We start from the raw sequence: 15,882 nt of genomic DNA, 5'->3' as shown, positions 1-15,882 counted from the left end.
ATGGAACTTCACGACGTCTGGTTCGTCCTGATCGCCGTCCTGTGGACCGGCTACTTCTTCCTGGAGGGCTTCGACTTCGGAGTCGGTGTCCTCACCAAGCTGCTGGCCCGGGACCGAGCCGAGCGCCGGGTGCTGATCAACACCATCGGCCCGGTCTGGGACGGCAACGAGGTGTGGCTGCTCACCGCGGGCGGTGCGACCTTCGCCGCCTTCCCCGAGTGGTACGCCACCCTCTTCTCCGGCTTCTACCTGCCGCTGCTGCTCATCCTGGTCTGCCTGATCGTCCGGGGCGTCGCCTTCGAGTACCGGGTCAAGCGGCCCGAGGAGAACTGGCAACGCAACTGGGAGACGGCGATCTTCTGGTGTTCGCTCCTCCCGGCGTTCCTGTGGGGCGTGGCCTTCGGGAACATCGTGCGGGGCGTGAAGATCGACCAGCACTTCGAGTACGTCGGTGACGTCTGGGATCTGCTCAACCCCTACGCCCTGCTCGGCGGCCTGGTGACGCTCACGCTGTTCACCTTCCACGGAGCGGTCTTCACCGCGCTCAAGACCGTCGGCGACATCCGGGTACGGGCGCGGAAGCTGGCCCGGTGGGTCGGTCTGGTGGCGACCCTCGTGGCGCTGGCCTTCCTGTTGTGGACGCAGGCCGACAGCGGTGACGGCAAGAGTCTGGTCGCCGTGATCGTGGCCGTCGCCGCCCTGGTCGCCGCGCTGGTGGCCAATCAGGCCGGGCGGGAGGGCTGGGCGTTCGCGCTGTCCGGGGTCACCATCGTGGCCGCCGTGGCGGTGCTCTTCCTCTCGCTCTTCCCGAACGTCATGCCGTCCACCCTGAACGGGGACTGGAGCCTGACGGTCACCAACGCCTCGTCGAGCCCCTACACCCTCAAGATCATGACGTGGCTGGCGGCGATCGCCACCCCGCTCGTCGTGCTCTACCAGGGCTGGACCTACTGGGTCTTCCGCAAGCGGATCGGCACGCAGCACATCGCTCCCGACGCCGCTCACTGAGTCCGTCGAGGGTGTGTTTCACGTGAAACACACCCTCTGGACCGAAGGGCATGTTTCACGTGAAACCAATCGACCCACGCCTGCTGCGGTACGCCCGTGCCACCCGTTTCTTCCTCGTGGCCGTCATCGGCCTGGGGGCCGTGGGAGCCGGACTGGTCATCGCGCAGGCGATGCTCGTCGCCGAGATCGTCGTCGGCGCGTTCCAGCACGGTCAGTCGGCCGCCGGACTGCGCACTCCCCTGCTGCTGTTGGCGGCCGTAGCCGTCGGGCGGTCGTTGGTCGCGTGGCTCACCGAACTCGCGGCGCACCGGGCCGGCGCGGCGGTGAAGTCGGAGCTGCGCGGCCGGCTGCTGGACCGGGCGGCGGCGCTCGGCCCGGGATGGCTGAGCGGGCAGCGGACCGGCTCGCTGGTCACCCTGGCCACGCGCGGTGTCGATGCCCTGGACGACTACTTCTCGCGCTATCTCCCGCAGCTGGGGCTGGCCGTGGTCGTGCCGGTGGCGGTGCTGGCCCGGATCGTCACGGAGGACTGGGTGTCGGCGGCGATCATCGTCGGCACCCTGCCGCTGATACCGCTGTTCATGATGCTGATCGGCTGGGCGACCCAGTCCCGGATGGACCGTCAGTGGCGGCTGCTGTCCCGGCTGTCCGGCCACTTCCTGGACGTGGTCGCGGGTCTGCCGACGCTGAAGGTGTTCGGCCGGGCCAAGGCTCAGGCCGCGTCCATCCGGCGGATCACCGGGGAGTACCGGCAGGCCACGCTGCGCACCCTGCGGATCGCCTTTCTCTCCTCCTTCGCGCTGGAGCTGCTGGCCACGCTGTCCGTCGCGCTGGTCGCCGTGACGATCGGGATGCGGCTCGTCCACGGGGACATGGACCTGTACACCGGGCTGGTGATCCTGGTGCTGGCGCCCGAGGCGTATCTGCCACTGCGGCAGGTGGGGGCGCAGTACCACGCGGCGGCGGAGGGACTTGCCGCCGCGGAGGAGATCTTCTCCGTGCTGGAGACGCCGGTTCCGGTGTCGGGTACGGGCGCGGTGCCGGCGGGCGCCGTGGCCTTCGAGGATGTCAGCGTCCGCTATCCCGGGCGCTCGTCGGACGCGGTGACCGGTGTGTCGTTCCGTGTGGAGCCCGGTGAGACCGTGGCGCTGGTCGGACCGAGCGGGGCGGGCAAGTCGACGCTGCTGAGCGTGTTGCTGGGATTCGTACGGCCCACCGGGGGACGGGTGCGGGTCGGGGGTGCCGATCTCGCCGGCCTGGACCTGGAGGAGTGGCGGTCGCGGATCGCATGGGTGCCGCAGCGGCCCCACCTGTACGCCGGGACCGTCGCGGAGAACGTACGGCTGGCCCGGCCCGGGGCCGATGACGGTGCCGTGCGGCGGGCGCTGCGGGACGCGGGCGCGTGGGAGTTCGTGGCGGCGCTGCCGGACGGGATCGACACCGTGCTCGGGGAGGACGGGGCCGGGCTGTCGGCGGGGCAGCGGCAGCGGCTCGCGCTGGCCCGGGCGTTCCTCGCGGACCGGCCCGTGCTGTTGCTGGACGAGCCGACGGCAGCGCTGGACGGGGTGACCGAGGGGGACGTCGTGGCGGCGGTGCGGAGGCTGGCCGCCGGGCGGACCGTGCTTCTGGTCGTGCACCGGCCCGCGTTGCTGGGGGTGGCCGACAGGGTCGTACGGCTGGGTAGTGCGGATGTCCCGGAGTCCCCGGTGGACGGCCGGACTCCCAGGGGGCTCCGCCCCCTGGACCCCCGTCCTCGCCCGCTCGGTGGGCCCGAGGGCGAACCGAAGAGTTCCAGCGCGCAGGAGGAGCGGGCGCCGGTCCGCAAGGGGCGGAGTGTGCTGGCGCGGGTTCGCGCGCTGGGCGGCGGGGCCCGGGGGCGGCTGGCCGGGGCCCTGGTCCTGGGGAGTCTGGCGCTGGGGAGTGCCGTCGGGCTGATGGCGACCTCCGGCTGGCTCATCTCGCGGGCCTCGCAGCAGCCGCCGGTGCTGTATCTGATGGTGGCCGTGACCGCGACCCGTGCCTTCGGCATCGGGCGGGCCGTCTTCCGCTATGCCGAGCGGCTGGTCTCGCACGACGCCGTCCTGCGGATGCTGGCCGACACCCGGGTGGCGGTGTACCGGCGCCTGGAGCGCCTCGCCCCCGCGGGGCTGCGCGGCACCCGCCGCGGCGATCTGCTCACCCGGCTGGTCGCGGATGTGGACGCCTTCCAGGACTACTGGCTGCGCTGGCTGCTGCCGGCCGGAGTCGCCGTCGCCGTCTCCGCCGCCTCCGTCGGCTTCACGTCCTGGCTGCTGCCCGAGGCCGGCGCCGTCCTCGCGGCGGGTCTGCTGGCGGCGGGCGCCGGCGTGCCCCTGCTGACCGCGGCCGTGGCCCGGCGGACCGAGCGGCGGCTGGCGCCCGCCCGTGGCGTCCTCGCCACCCGGGTGACCGACCTGCTCACCGGCACCGCGGAGCTGACCGTCGCCGGCGCGCTGCCGGCCCGTACGGACGCGGCCCGGCGTGCGGATCGCACCCTCACCGGGATCGCCGCGCGCGCCGCCGCCGTCACCGGACTCGGGGACGGTCTCACCGCGCTGATCTCCGGGCTGACCGTCACGGCCACCGCGCTGTCCGGCGCCCAGGCGGTGGCGGCCGGCCGGCTGGGCGGCGTGGCCATGGCCGTGGTCGTACTGACACCGCTGGCCGCCTTCGAGGCCGTCCTGGGGCTGCCGCTCGCCGTGCGGCACCGGCAGCGGGTGCGGCGCAGCGCGGAGCGGGTGTACGAGATCCTGGACGCCGCCGAGCCCGTACGCGAGCCGGAGCAGCCCCGGCCGGCGCCCGTCACGCCGTTCCCGGTGGTCCTCAAGGGCGTGACCGCCCGGTACGAGGGACAGCGGGGAGAGGCGCTCGCCGGGCTGGACCTGACGCTGGAGCGGGGGCGCCGGATCGCGGTGGTGGGGGCCTCCGGTTCCGGCAAGACGACCCTCGCGCAGGTGCTGCTGCGGTTCCTGGATCCGCGGGCGGGCTCGTACACGCTCGCCGGGGTGGACGCGTGCGCGGTGGCGGGGGACGACGTACGGCGGCTCGTCGGGCTGTGCGCCCAGGACGCGCACCTCTTCGACAGCTCGGTGCGCGAGAACCTGCTGCTGGCCAGGAAGGACGCGTCCGAGACGGAGCTGCGCGCGGCGCTGGGCAGGGCCCGGCTGCTGGACTGGGTCCAGTCGCTGCCCGACGGTCTGGACACGCTCGTCGGAGAGCACGGGGCCCGGCTGTCCGGCGGGCAGCGGCAGCGGCTGGCGCTGGCCCGGGCGCTGCTGGCCGGCTTCCCGGTGCTGGTCCTGGACGAGCCCGCGGAGCATCTGGACCTGGCGACGGCGGACGCGCTGACCGCCGATCTGCTGGCCGCGACCGAGGGCCGTACCACGCTGCTGATCACCCACCGGCTGGCCGGGCTCGACGCGGTGGACGAGGTGATCGTGCTGGACGCGGGCCGGGTGGCGCAGCGCGGGCCGTACCGGCGGCTGCTGGCCGAGGACGGCCCGCTGCGGGAGATGGCCGTGCGGGAGTCCGAGGCGGAGGCGCTGGCCGGGGCGCGCTGAGGCGTGCCGTCCCGGACGCGGGCGCCCGGCGAGGCATGCCGTCCCGGACGCGGGCGCCCGGCACGGCGGGCGTCGTCGGAGCGGCGAGGCGGCGTCGGCTACCCGCGGTCGGCGAGGAGCTGTTCGATCACCACCGCCACGCCGTCGTCGTTGTTGGCGACGGTACGGCCCGACGCGGCGGCGATGGCGTCCGGGTGGGCGTTGCCCATCGCGTACGACTGCCCGGCCCAGGTCAGCATCTCGACGTCGTTGGGCATGTCCCCGAAGGCCACGACCTCCTCGTGCGAGATGCCGCGCTCGGCGCAGCACAGGGCGAGGGTGCTGGCCTTGGACACGCCGGGGCCGCTCAGTTCCAGCAGGGCGCTGGGGCTGGAGCGGGTGACGTTGGCGTGTTCGCCGACCGTCAGCCGGGCCAGTGTGAGGAAGGCGTCGGGGTCGAGGGAGGGGTGGTACGCGAGGATCTTGAGGACGGGCTGGCCGGCGGCCGGGCCGTCGGGGGCGAGCAGTTCCTCGGCGGGCAGCACGGCGTCCGGTATCTCCATGTGCAGCTTGGGATAGTCCGGCTCCTGGTGGAAGCCGTAGGTCTGCTCGACCGCGAACACCGTGCCGGGGGCCGCCTCGCGCAGCAGCCGTACGGCGGCCAGGGCGTTCTCCCGGGCCAGCTCGCGGACCTTCACGAACCGGTGGGCTCCGGGGCCGCCGTGCAGGTCGACCACGGCGGCGCCGTTGCCGCAGATCGCCAGGCCGTGGCCGTGGACGTGGTCGCTGACCACGTCCATCCAGCGGGCGGGCCGGCCGGTGACGAAGAAGACCTCGATCCCGGCCTCCTCGGCGGCGGCCAGCGCGGCGACGGTCCGCGCGGAGACCGACTTGTCGTCGCGCAGCAGAGTGCCGTCGAGGTCGGTGGCGATCAGCCGCGCCGGCAGGGCGGCGGCAGGGGTCCCGTGCTGTCTGGTCGCTGAGGTCACCCGGCCATTCTCGCGCAGGTGTCCGCACGGCCGTGCGGGACTGCGCACAGATGAGACACAGACGACGTCCGTGGCGGGCCCCGGTCAGGCCAGCTGGGCGAGCGCCTCCATGGCGATCTGCTCGAAGACCTTTTCGTCGGTCGCGAAGACCGAGTCCGGGACGGGCCAGTGGATCACGATCTCGGTGAAGCCCAGCTCGCGGTGGCGGCCGGCGAAGTCCACGAAGGCGTCCAGGGACGACAGCGGCCGGGCGCGGTCCGGGGTGAAGCCGGTGAGCAGGACCTTGTCCAGTCCGGTCACGTCCCGCCCGGCGGCCTCGCACGCCTCGGCCAGCCTGCCGATCTGGCCGCGCAGGGCCTCGACGGACTGCTCCGGCGTACCGGTCTCGTACAGCTTCGGGTCGCCGGTGGTCACCCACGCCTGGCCGTACCGCGCGGCGAGCTTCACACCGCGCGGGCCGGTGGCCGCCACGGCGAACGGCAGCCGGGGCCGCTGCGCACAGCCCGGGACGTTCCGGGCCTCGTGGGCCGAGTAGAAACGCCCCTCGTAGGTCACCGTGTCCTCGGTGAGCAGCCGGTCGAGGAGGGAGACGAACTCGGCGAACCGGTCCGCGCGCTCCCGCGGGGTCCAGGGCTCCTGGCCGAGGGCGGTCGCGTCGAAACCGGTGCCGCCCGCGCCGATGCCCAGGGTGATCCGGCCGCCGGAGATGTCGTCCAGGGAGATCAGCTCCTTGGCGAAAGGCACCGGATGCCGGAAGTTCGGCGAGGTGACCAGCGTGCCCAGGCGCAGCCGGTCGGTGACCGCGGCGGCGGCCGTCAGGGTCGGGACGGCACCGAACCAGGGGCCGTCACGGAAGCTGCGCCAGGTCAGGTGGTCGTAGGTGTACGCCGTGTGGAAGCCGAGCTGTTCGGCGCGCACCCACGCCGAACGGGCGCCTTCGTGCCAGCGGCGGTACGGAAGGATCACGGTGCTCAGACGCAGACTCATGGGTCCGAGCGTAAGCGGGCCCGCCGGCGTCGAACGAAACGGTCACCGTGCGCGGGCACGCCATGAACCCGCCGGAGAGAGACGCAGATCACTCGTGTTTTCCCGGTCGGAGGTTTGATCCACAACGAAGTGGGGTTATCCACAGGTGAATTGGCGAAACTGTGGACAACCGGAGGGGACGTGACGCCCGCGGGCGCCCGTCCCCGGCCTCACAGCCTCGGCTCCACCCGCGCGATCCTCCGCAGCAGCCCCGGCGCGAACCGGGACAGCAGATGGGCGCCCTTGGCCTCCGGGGTCACCGGAGCCACCGGCCTGTCCCGGGCGACCGCGTCCAGGATCGCGTCCGCCACCTTCTCCGGCGGGAAGTTCCGCAGGCCGTACAGGCGGGCGGACCGCTGTCGGCGACGGCGCTGTTCGGCCTCGTCGACGCCGGTGAACCGGGCCGTGGCGGTGATGCCGGTGTTGACGATGCCCGGGCAGACCGCCGTGACCCCGATCCCCTTCGGCGCCAGCTCCGCGCGCAGGCACTCGGAGAGCATCAGCACCGCCGCCTTGGAGGTGCTGTAGGCCGGCAGCAGGCGCGAGGGCTGGTAGGCCGCCGCCGAGGCCGTGTTGACGATGTGGCCGCCCTGGCCGCGCTCGGCCATGCGGGCCCCGAAGAGCCGGCAGCCGTGGATGACGCCCCACAGGTTCACGTCCAGCACCGAGCGCCAGTCGTCGGTCGTCGTGGTGAAGAACGAGCCCGACAGGCCGATGCCCGCGTTGTTGACCAGCACGTCCAGCACGCCGTAGGCGCGGTGGACCTTCTCCGCGAGCTTCTCCATGGCCTGCTCGTCGGAAACGTCGGCCGGCTCGGCCCACGCCTCGGGCGCGCCGACCAGCCGGCACAGCTCGGCGGTGCGGGCCGCGGACTCGGCGTCCCGGTCGACGGCGACCACCCGCGCCCCGGCCTCCGCGAAGGCGAACGCCGTGGCCCGTCCGATGCCGCTGCCCGCGCCCGTGATCAGCACCAGCTGCCCGGCGAACCGTTCGGCGTGCCGGCCGGTGGGGCGCGGGACGGGCCGGCCGCCTTCCACGGACACGACGAACTCCTCGATCCACGCCGACAGCTGATCGGGGCGGGTGCGCGGCACCCAGTGCCCGGCGGGCAGCGTGCGGCGGGTCAGCCGGGGCACCCACCGGTCCAGGTCGTCGTACAGCCGCTCGGAGAGGAACACGTCCCCCTCGGGGGTGATGAGCTGTACGGGCGCGTGGGCGTAGGCGTCCGGGCGGGGCCGGCGCAGCCGGGCGCGGACGTTGTCCCGGTAGAGCCAGGCGCCGTGCGCCGCGTCCGAGGGGAGGGAGCCGGTCGGGTAGTCGCCGGCCGGGACCCGCTCGGCCCGCTCCAGGATCCGGGGCCAGCGCTTGCCGAGCGGGCCGCGCCAGGCCAGTTCGGGCAGGGCCGGGGTGTGCAGCAGGTAGACGTACCAGGACTTGGCGCCCTGGCCGAGGAGCTGGCCCACCCGCCGGGGCGTCGGACGCTTCACGCGTGCGTCGATCCAGTGCCCGAAGTGGTCGAGGGACGGACCCGAGATCGAGGTGAACGAGGCGATACGGCCTTCCGTGCGGCCGACGGTGACGAACTCCCAGGACTGCACCGAGCCCCAGTCGTGCCCGACGAGGTGCACCGGCCGGTCCGGGCTGACCGCGTCCACGACGGCGAGGAAGTCGTCGGCGAGCTTGGCGAGGGTGAAGCCGCCGCGCAGGGGTTTCGGCGCGGTGGAGCGGCCGTGGCCCCGGACGTCGTAGAGCACCACGTGGAAGCGGTCGGCCAGCCGTACGGCCACCTCCGACCAAACCTCCTTGCTGTCCGGGTAGCCGTGCACCAGGACGACGGTCGGCTGGGCCGGGTCGCCCAGCTCGGCCACGCACAGGTCGACCCCGCCGGTACGCACCCGGCGCTCGCGCGCACCCTTCAAGGTCACTTCTCCTCCGCCCAGCGCCGCACGTGCGGCAGATCGTCGTCCAGCCAGAACGCGCTCTCCTCGGCGTCCCGGGAGTCGGTGACCACCAGGATCTCCTCGAACTTCGCGCCCGTGCCCCGGAAGCCGAGGTGCGGTTCGACCGCCCACAGGCCCGGCCGCGGCGGGTGGTCCGAGAAGCGGTACGGCGACCACAGCGGTGACCAGCCCTCGCGGTGGCCGTGCAGCGCGTCGGAGGCCAGGCCCTTCAGGGACTGCGTGCCGAAACCGAACAGATGGGGCGACCAGCGGCGCCGCCGTACCCGGTCCACCTTGTGGGCGATCACCCCGAAGGGGTAGGCGCGGTGCCGGTTGGCGTAACCCTGGCGGACCATCAGCCGGTCCACGTCCTGGTAGATCTCCCGCAGCGGGCGCCGCTCGCGCACCTCGCGCAGGATCAGCTCCCGGTGCGCCTCCAGGTCGGCCATCAGCCGGTCCTGCACCGGGTTCACACCCAGCGAGCCGGAGTAGCCGACATCGGCGGGGTAGCCCTCGTACACCGGCGCCAGGTCCAGGATGAACGGCATCCCCGGCTCCAGGGCGCGGTCGGTGGGGAAGAACTGGAGCGGGATGCGGAAGTTCGTGAAGGCCGTGCGGTCGCCGAACCAGGCGAAGGGGAGGTGGAACCAGTCCCGCACCCCGCGCTCGCGCAGCCACTCCCGCTGCATCCTCGCCGCCTCGCGCTCGGTCACGCCCGGTTCGAGCCGGGCCGCGACGGCCTCCGCGCATTCGTAGGCCAGGCGCTGCACCCGTTTGAATCCCCGCAGGTCCGCGGAGGGTTCGCTGCTCACTGCCGTCGTCATGCCGCCCCGTCCCGTCGAGAGCGCTACGCGTCCGTAACTTGACACAGGCGAATCTGGCACTTGTTAGAGGCGGCGTCAATAGGCGGGATCAAGGGCCGTGGACGACGGCCGTCCGCCGCGCCCGGGCTTCCCCTGGGTGGGTGACCCTTAGGGTCCCGTAATACCTGGGGCGGACGAGGAAACGGCTCTGAGGTCTGACGACGGACGTGGTCCGGATCACTACCGTCGAAGGCGTGACTGTGATCGCGACCGAAAGCCTGAGCAAGCGGTTCCCCCGGGTGACCGCCCTCGACCGGCTGTCCGTGGACATCGGGCCGGGTGTGACCGGACTCGTCGGGGCCAACGGCGCCGGCAAGTCCACCCTGATCAAGATCCTGCTGGGGCTGTCCCCCGCCACGGAGGGCCGGGCCCAGGTGCTCGGCCTCGACGTCGCCGCAAAGGGCGCCGCCATCCGCGAGCGCGTCGGGTACATGCCGGAGCACGACTGCCTCCCGCCGGACGTCTCGGCCACCGAGTTCGTCGTCCACATGGCCCGCATGTCCGGCCTGCCACCCGCCGCCGCGCGGGAGCGCACCGCCGACACCCTGCGCCACGTGGGGCTGTACGAGGAGCGCTACCGCCCCATCGGCGGCTATTCGACCGGCATGAAGCAGCGCGTGAAGCTCGCCCAGGCCCTGGTGCACGACCCGCGCCTGGTCTTCCTGGACGAGCCGACCAACGGACTCGACCCGGTCGGCCGGGACGAGATGCTCGGCCTGATCCGCCGCATCCACAGCGACTTCGGCATCTCGGTCCTGGTCACCTCCCACCTGCTGGGCGAGCTGGAGCGCACCTGTGACCACGTCGTCGTCATCGACGGAGGCAAGCTGCTGCGCTCCAGCTCCACCACCGACTTCACCCAGACCACGACCACCCTCGCGATCGAGGTCACCGACAGCGACGCACACCCCGACGGCACCCGCGCGCTCCGCGAGGCGCTGCACGCGCGCGGTGTCGACACCCACGCGGAGGCCGGCGGACTGCCCGGCGCCGGGCACATCCTGCTGCTGACCGCCACCGGCGAGGACACGTACGACCTGGTCCGCGACGTGGTCGCCGACCTCGGCCTCGGCCTGGTGCGCATGGAACAGCGCCGGCACCACATCTCCGAGGTCTTCACCAACGGCGACGAACAGCGGAAGGAGGCCGTCGGCCATGGCGGTTGAGCATCCCCCGGCAATGCCCACCGGCGACCAGAGCCGCATCCACGACATCGGCTACCGCGGCTACGACGGCCCCCGCCTCGGCCGTTCCTACGCCCGCCGCTCGCTGTACTCGCAGTCCCTGCGCGGCGCCTACGGCCTCGGCCGCTCGGTGAAGTCCAAGGTGCTGCCGATGCTGCTGTTCGCGGTGATGTGCGTGCCGGCCGCCATCATGGTGGCCGTCGCCGTCGTCACCAAGGCGCACGAACTGCCGGTGTCCTACACCCGGTACGCGATCGTCACGCAGGCCGTGATCAGCCTGTACGTCGCCTCGCAGGCACCCCAGGCGGTCTCCCGCGACCTGCGCTTCAAGACCGTGCCGCTGTACTTCTCGCGGCCCATCGAGACCGCCGACTACGTCCGCGCCAAGTTCGCGGCGCTCGCCTCCGCGCTCTTCATCCTCACCGGCGCCCCGCTGCTGGTGATGTACGTGGGCGCGCTGCTGTCCAAGATGGACTTCGCCCATCAGACCAAGGAATTCGCCCAGGGACTGGTCTCCGTGGCTCTCCTCTCGTTGCTCTTCGCCGGCATCGGCCTGGTCATCGCCGCCTTCACCCCGCGCCGCGGCTTCGGCATCGCCGCCGTGATCGCCGTACTGACCATCTCCTACGGCGCGGTCTCCACCCTCCAGGCCATCGCCGACACCCAGGGCAGCAGCTCCGCCGTGCCGTGGATCGGGCTGTTCTCGCCGATCACGCTGATCGACGGCGTGCAGTCCGCGTTCCTCGGCGGCAGCTCCGCCTATCCGGGCGGCACCGGTCCCTCCGGCGGCCAGGGCGTGGTCCACGTCCTGTTCGTGCTGGGCCTGATCGCCGCCTGCTACGGCCTCCTCATCCGCCGCTACCGCAAGGTGGGACTGTGACCACCCTGAAGATCGACCACGTCTCCCGCTGGTTCGGCAACGTGGTCGCCGTCAACGACATCACCATGACCATCGGCCCCGGCGTCACCGGACTGCTCGGGCCCAACGGCGCCGGCAAGTCCACCCTGATCAACATGATGGGCGGCTTCCTCGCCCCCTCCACCGGCACCGTCACCCTCGACGGGCAGCCGGTGTGGCGCAACGAGGCCATCTACCGGCACATCGGCATCGTCCCCGAACGGGAGGCGATGTACGACTTCCTCACCGGCCGCGAGTTCGTCCTCGCCAACGCCGAGCTGCACGGCCTCGACGCCAAGGCCGCCCAGCGCGCCCTGGCCACCGTGGAGATGGAGTACGCGCAGGACCGGAAGATCGCCACGTACTCCAAGGGCATGCGGCAGCGCGTGAAGATGGCGAGCGCCCTGGTGCACGACCCGTCCCTGCTCCTGCTGGACGAGCCGTTCAACGGCATGGACCCGCGCCAGCGCATGCAGCTGATGGACCTGCTGCGCAGGATGGGCGACGAGGGCCGCACGGTGCTGTTCTCCTCGCACATCCTCGAAGAGGTCGAGCAGCTCGCCCGGCACATCGAGGTCGTCGTCGCCGGACGGCACGCGGCCAGCGGCGACTTCCGCCGGATCCGCCGTCTGATGACCGACCGTCCGCACCGCTACCTGGTGCGCTCCAGCGACGACCGCGCCCTCGCGGCCGCGCTGATCGCCGATCCCTCCACGGCCGGCATCGAGGTCGACCACGCCGAGGGCGTGCTGCGCATCCAGGCCGTCGACTTCGGCCGCTTCACCGCCCTGCTGCCGAAGGTCGCCAGAGACCACGGCATCCGGCTCCTCACGGTCTCGCCGTCCGACGAGTCCCTGGAGTCCGTCTTCTCGTATCTGGTCGCGGCGTAGGAGGCCGAAGATGTACGACCCCACCGTGGCCCGGCTCACCTACCGGGCGCTGCTCGGCCGTCGCCGGGCCCTCATCCTCGGCGCGCTGCCGCTGCTGCTGATCGTGATCTCCGTGGCCGTACGCGCCCTGACCGGGGCCGACGACCAGACCGCCTCCGACGTCCTCGGCGGCTTCGCGCTCGCCACCATGGTCCCGATCATCGGCGTGATCGCGGGCACGGGCGCGATCGGCCCGGAGATCGACGACGGATCCGTGGTCTACCTGCTGTCCAAGCCGCTGAAGCGGCCCACGATCATCGTCACCAAGCTCATCGTCGCCATCGCCGTGACCATGGTCTTCTCGGCCGTGCCGACGCTGATCGCGGGCCTGATCCTGAACGGCAACGGCCAGCAGGTCGCCGTGGCCTACACGGTCGCCGCGCTGGTCTCCTCCATCGCCTACTCGGCGCTGTTCCTGCTGCTGGGCACGGTCTCCCGGCACGCGGTGGTGTTCGGGCTCGTCTACGCCCTGGTCTGGGAGGCGCTGTTCGGCACCCTGGTGCCGGGCGCGCGCACCCTGAGCGTCCAGCAGTGGTCGCTGGCCGTCGCCCACAAGATCGCCGACGGACCGCTGGTGACCTCCGACGTGGGCCTGCCGACGGCCACCGTGCTGCTGGTGGCGGTCACCGTCCTGGCCACCTGGTACGCCGGCCAGAAGCTGCGGTCGCTGACGCTCGCCGGCGAGGAGTGAGGAAGCAGGAGCCGCCTCCTGTACGCCCTTCTCCACGCGCCTTTTATTCGGTGGCGTCCGATTCGGCGGCGGGGCACAGTGGTCGTGCACCGTCCGCCGGGATCGTCCCGGCGACATGAACCGGGAGTGGAGGTGGGCGATGTCCATGCACGGCAGTACGCCCGGCTCCCGTCAGGGCGGCCCGAGGCCGGCTCCGGAGTAGTTCGCCATCTCTCCGTAGAGCCAGGGAACCGCCCGGGGCGGCCGCTTCGAGCACGCGAGCGCCATGCTCGCGTGAGGCCGCCCACCCGGAGGATTGGCCGAGTGGCAAGGCACCGGCTTGCTGAGCCGTGGTCGGGCTGGAAAGCCCGCGCACGTTCGATCCGTGCATCCTCCGCGAGACATTGCCACTGGGGCTCTGCCGCGGCAGCGCTGCCTCTTCGCGTCGCTGCTCGGCGGGCTACGCCAGCAGGCGTTCCAGGACCGCCGCGATGCCGTCCTCCTCGTGGGAGGCGGTGATCTCGTCGGCCACCGCCTTCAGCTCCGCGTGGGCGTTGGCCATGGCCACGCCCCGGGACGCCCAGGCGAACATCGGGATGTCGTTGGGCATGTCGCCGAAGGCGATCGTGTCGGCCGCCTTCAGGCCCAGGCGGCGGGCCGCCAGTGACAGTCCCGTGGCCTTGGACAGGCCGAGCGGAAGCAGCTCCACGATGCCCGCGCCCGCCATGGCCACCGTGACGAAGCCGCCGGCCGCCTGCCGGGCCGCCGCCGCCAGCTCGTCGTCGCCCAGCGTCGGGTGCTGTATGTAGATCTTGTTCAGCGGCGCCGCCCACAGGTCGGAGACGTCCGTGAACGGGGTGCCGGGCAGCCGGCCCGTGACCGTGTAGCCCTCGCCGACCAGGACCTCGCCGTCCAGGCCGTCGCGGCTGGCCGCCAGATACAGCGGCCCGACCTCGGCCTCGATCTTGGCCAGGGCCACGCCCGCCAGCTGCCGGTCCAGGGTGACCGAGGTCAGCAGACGGTGCGCGCCGGCGTCGTACACCTGCGCGCCCTGGCCGCAGACGGCGAGACCGTCGTAGCCGAGGTCGTCCAGGACGTGCCGGGTCCAGGGGACCGCGCGGCCGGTGACGACGATGTGGGCCGCGCCCGCCGCGGTGGCCGCGGCGAGCGCGTCACGGGTGCGCTGCGAGATCGACTCGTCGGAGCGCAGCAGTGTTCCGTCGAGGTCGGTGGCGATGAGCCCGTACGGGAAGCTCACCGGGACACCGGCTCCAGGACCTCGCGGCCGCCCAGGTACGGGCGCAGCACCTCGGGGACGCGGACGGAGCCGTCGGCCTGCTGGTGGTTCTCCAGGATCGCCACGATGGTGCGCGGGACGGCGCACAGCGTGCCGTTGAGCGTGGCCAGCGGCTTGACCTGCTTGCCGTCGCGGACCCGGATGGACAGCCGGCGGGACTGGAACTCGGTGCAGTCCGAGGTCGAGGTCAGCTCGCGGTACTTGCCCTGGGTCGGGATCCACGCCTCACAGTCGAACTTGCGGGCGGCCGAGGAGCCGAGGTCGGCGGAGGCGACGTCGATGACGCGGAACGGCAGCTCCAGCGAGGTCAGCCACTGCTTCTCCCACTCCAGCAGGCGCTGGTGCTCGGCCTGGGAGTCCTCCGGGGCGACGTACGAGAACATCTCGACCTTGTCGAACTGGTGCACGCGGAAGATGCCCCGGGTGTCCTTGCCGTGCGAGCCGGCCTCGCGGCGGAAGCACGGGGAGAAGCCCGCGTAGCGCAGCGGCAGCCGGTCCGCGTCGATGATCTCGTCCATGTGGTAGGCCGCCAGCGGGACCTCGGAGGTGCCGACCAGGTACAGGTCGTCCTTGTCGAGGTGGTAGACGTCCTGGGCGGCCTGGCCGAGGAAGCCGGTGCCGGCCATGGACTGCGGGCGCACCAGCGCCGGGGTCAGCATCGGGGTGAAGCCGGCCGCGGTCGCCTGTGCGATCGCCGCGTTCACCAGGGCCAGCTCCAGCAGGGCGCCGACGCCGGTGAGGAAGTAGAAGCGGGAGCCGGAGACCTTGGCGCCGCGCTCGACGTCGATCGCGCCGAGCAGCTGGCCCAGCTCCAGGTGGTCCTTGGGCTCGAAGCCCTCGGCGGCGAAGTCGCGGATCGTGCCGTGCGTCTCCAGCGTGACGAAGTCCTCCTCGCCGCCGACGGGCACGTCGGGGTGGACGAGGTTGCCGAGCCGGAGCAGCAGCTCCTGGGTCTCGGCGTCGGCCGCGTCGCGCTCGGCGTCGGCGGCCTTGACGTCGGCCTTCAGCTGTTCGGCGCGCTTGAGGAGTTCGGCCTTCTCCTCGCCGGCGGCCTTGGGGATCAGCTTGCCGAGCTGCTTCTGCTCGGCGCGCAGCTCGTCGAAGCGGACGCCGGAGGACCTGCGCCGCTCGTCGGCAGACAGGAGGGAGTCGACGAGCGCGACGTCCTCTCCACGGGCGCGCTGGGACGCGCGCACACGGTCGGGGTCCTCACGAAGCAGGCGAAGGTCAATCACGAGGCCAAGGCTACCGGTGCGGGGTCTCGGCTCACGAATCACTATTACGGTGAGTTCGCATTCGCGGCCTACGTTCCGTTATGCGGTAATTGCCGGAGGTGTTCCCTCCGGTGTGCCTCGGGTCAAGGCGAAAGTGTCTCACTCCCTGGGACGGGGCAGGCCGCGGGTGTCCGGTTGACCCGATTCCCTTGTGGAGAACGGGATTTGGCGAGCCGGTTGTCCACAGAGATCCACGCCCTCTCGAAAGTTATCCACAGGCTGTGTGGAAGATCTGTGGACTCCCGAA

Annotated in this window: 12 protein-coding genes and 1 tRNA gene; 7 read left to right on the top strand and 6 right to left on the bottom strand. The window is 72.2% G+C overall.

The genetic code is table 11. The features are described from left to right. On the top strand, positions 1–1,008 hold the full coding sequence (gene cydB / locus HB370_RS20125) for a cytochrome d ubiquinol oxidase subunit II (protein ID WP_030786244.1): 1,008 nt from the start codon (positions 1–3) through the stop codon (positions 1,006–1,008). A gap of 59 nt (positions 1,009–1,067) precedes the next feature. After that, the gene (gene cydD / locus HB370_RS20120; RefSeq protein ID WP_167513006.1) at positions 1,068–4,586 is read left to right on the top strand and encodes a thiol reductant ABC exporter subunit CydD; all 3,519 of its coding nucleotides are present in this window, start codon (positions 1,068–1,070) and stop codon (positions 4,584–4,586) included. 98 nt (positions 4,587–4,684) lie between these two features. On the opposite strand, the gene HB370_RS20115 is transcribed toward cydD, so the two are convergent. The 4 genes from HB370_RS20115 to HB370_RS20100 all read right to left on the bottom strand — a co-directional run bounded on the left by HB370_RS20115 (position 4,685) and on the right by HB370_RS20100 (position 9,344). Then, positions 4,685–5,554 carry an HAD-IIB family hydrolase gene (locus HB370_RS20115; protein ID WP_030786239.1) on the bottom strand — a complete coding sequence of 290 codons (870 nt, stop codon included), beginning with the start codon at positions 5,552–5,554 and terminating at the stop codon, positions 4,685–4,687. 84 nt (positions 5,555–5,638) lie between these two features. Continuing rightward, a complete protein-coding gene (locus HB370_RS20110) occupies positions 5,639–6,541 on the bottom strand; it encodes an LLM class flavin-dependent oxidoreductase (RefSeq protein WP_030786236.1) in 903 nt (300 codons plus the stop codon). Positions 6,542–6,750: 209 nt separating this feature from the next. Beyond that, positions 6,751–8,505 (bottom strand): SDR family oxidoreductase, encoded by a 1,755-nt coding sequence (locus HB370_RS20105; RefSeq protein ID WP_030786233.1) that lies wholly within the window; start codon positions 8,503–8,505, stop codon positions 6,751–6,753. Then, positions 8,502–9,344, bottom strand: a complete 843-nt coding sequence (locus HB370_RS20100) for a M24 family metallopeptidase (RefSeq protein ID WP_030786230.1) — start codon at positions 9,342–9,344, stop codon at positions 8,502–8,504. The genes HB370_RS20105 and HB370_RS20100 overlap by 4 nt, the downstream gene beginning before the upstream one ends. A 239-nt stretch (positions 9,345–9,583) precedes the next feature. Between HB370_RS20100 and HB370_RS20095 the strand changes: the two genes are divergently transcribed. The 5 genes from HB370_RS20095 (at position 9,584) to HB370_RS20075 (ending at position 13,461) form a co-directional block, all read left to right on the top strand. Beyond that, positions 9,584–10,549 (top strand): ABC transporter ATP-binding protein, encoded by a 966-nt coding sequence (locus HB370_RS20095; RefSeq protein ID WP_030786226.1) that lies wholly within the window; start codon positions 9,584–9,586, stop codon positions 10,547–10,549. Next, a complete protein-coding gene (locus HB370_RS20090) occupies positions 10,539–11,447 on the top strand; it encodes an ABC transporter permease subunit (protein WP_030786222.1) in 909 nt (302 codons plus the stop codon). The genes HB370_RS20095 and HB370_RS20090 overlap by 11 nt, the downstream gene beginning before the upstream one ends. Beyond that, a complete protein-coding gene (locus HB370_RS20085; RefSeq protein WP_030786219.1) occupies positions 11,444–12,355 on the top strand; it encodes an ABC transporter ATP-binding protein in 912 nt (303 codons plus the stop codon). Before HB370_RS20090 ends, HB370_RS20085 begins: the two co-directional genes overlap by 4 nt. A gap of 10 nt (positions 12,356–12,365) precedes the next feature. Further along, complete coding sequence (locus HB370_RS20080; RefSeq protein ID WP_030786209.1) at positions 12,366–13,085, top strand: ABC transporter permease; 720 nt, start codon at positions 12,366–12,368, stop codon at positions 13,083–13,085. 289 nt (positions 13,086–13,374) lie between these two features. Continuing rightward, positions 13,375–13,461: transfer RNA gene (locus tag HB370_RS20075), tRNA-Ser, on the top strand. 63 nt (positions 13,462–13,524) lie between these two features. Here the strand turns inward: HB370_RS20075 and HB370_RS20070 are convergent. Next, complete coding sequence (locus HB370_RS20070) at positions 13,525–14,322, bottom strand: Cof-type HAD-IIB family hydrolase (protein WP_030786207.1); 798 nt, start codon at positions 14,320–14,322, stop codon at positions 13,525–13,527. Continuing rightward, on the bottom strand, positions 14,319–15,596 hold the full coding sequence (gene serS, locus HB370_RS20065; protein ID WP_037702252.1) for a serine--tRNA ligase: 1,278 nt from the start codon (positions 15,594–15,596) through the stop codon (positions 14,319–14,321). The genes HB370_RS20070 and serS overlap by 4 nt, the downstream gene beginning before the upstream one ends. Positions 15,597–15,882 lie beyond the last annotated feature (286 nt).

The sequence above is a fragment of the Streptomyces sp. DSM 40868 genome (genome assembly GCF_011820545.1).
In the GTDB taxonomy this organism is placed as follows: Bacteria; Actinomycetota; Actinomycetes; order Streptomycetales; family Streptomycetaceae; genus Streptomyces; species Streptomyces eurythermus.
Note: the sequence above shows the minus strand (reverse complement) of the source record. Positions and strands in the feature narration are given on the sequence as shown.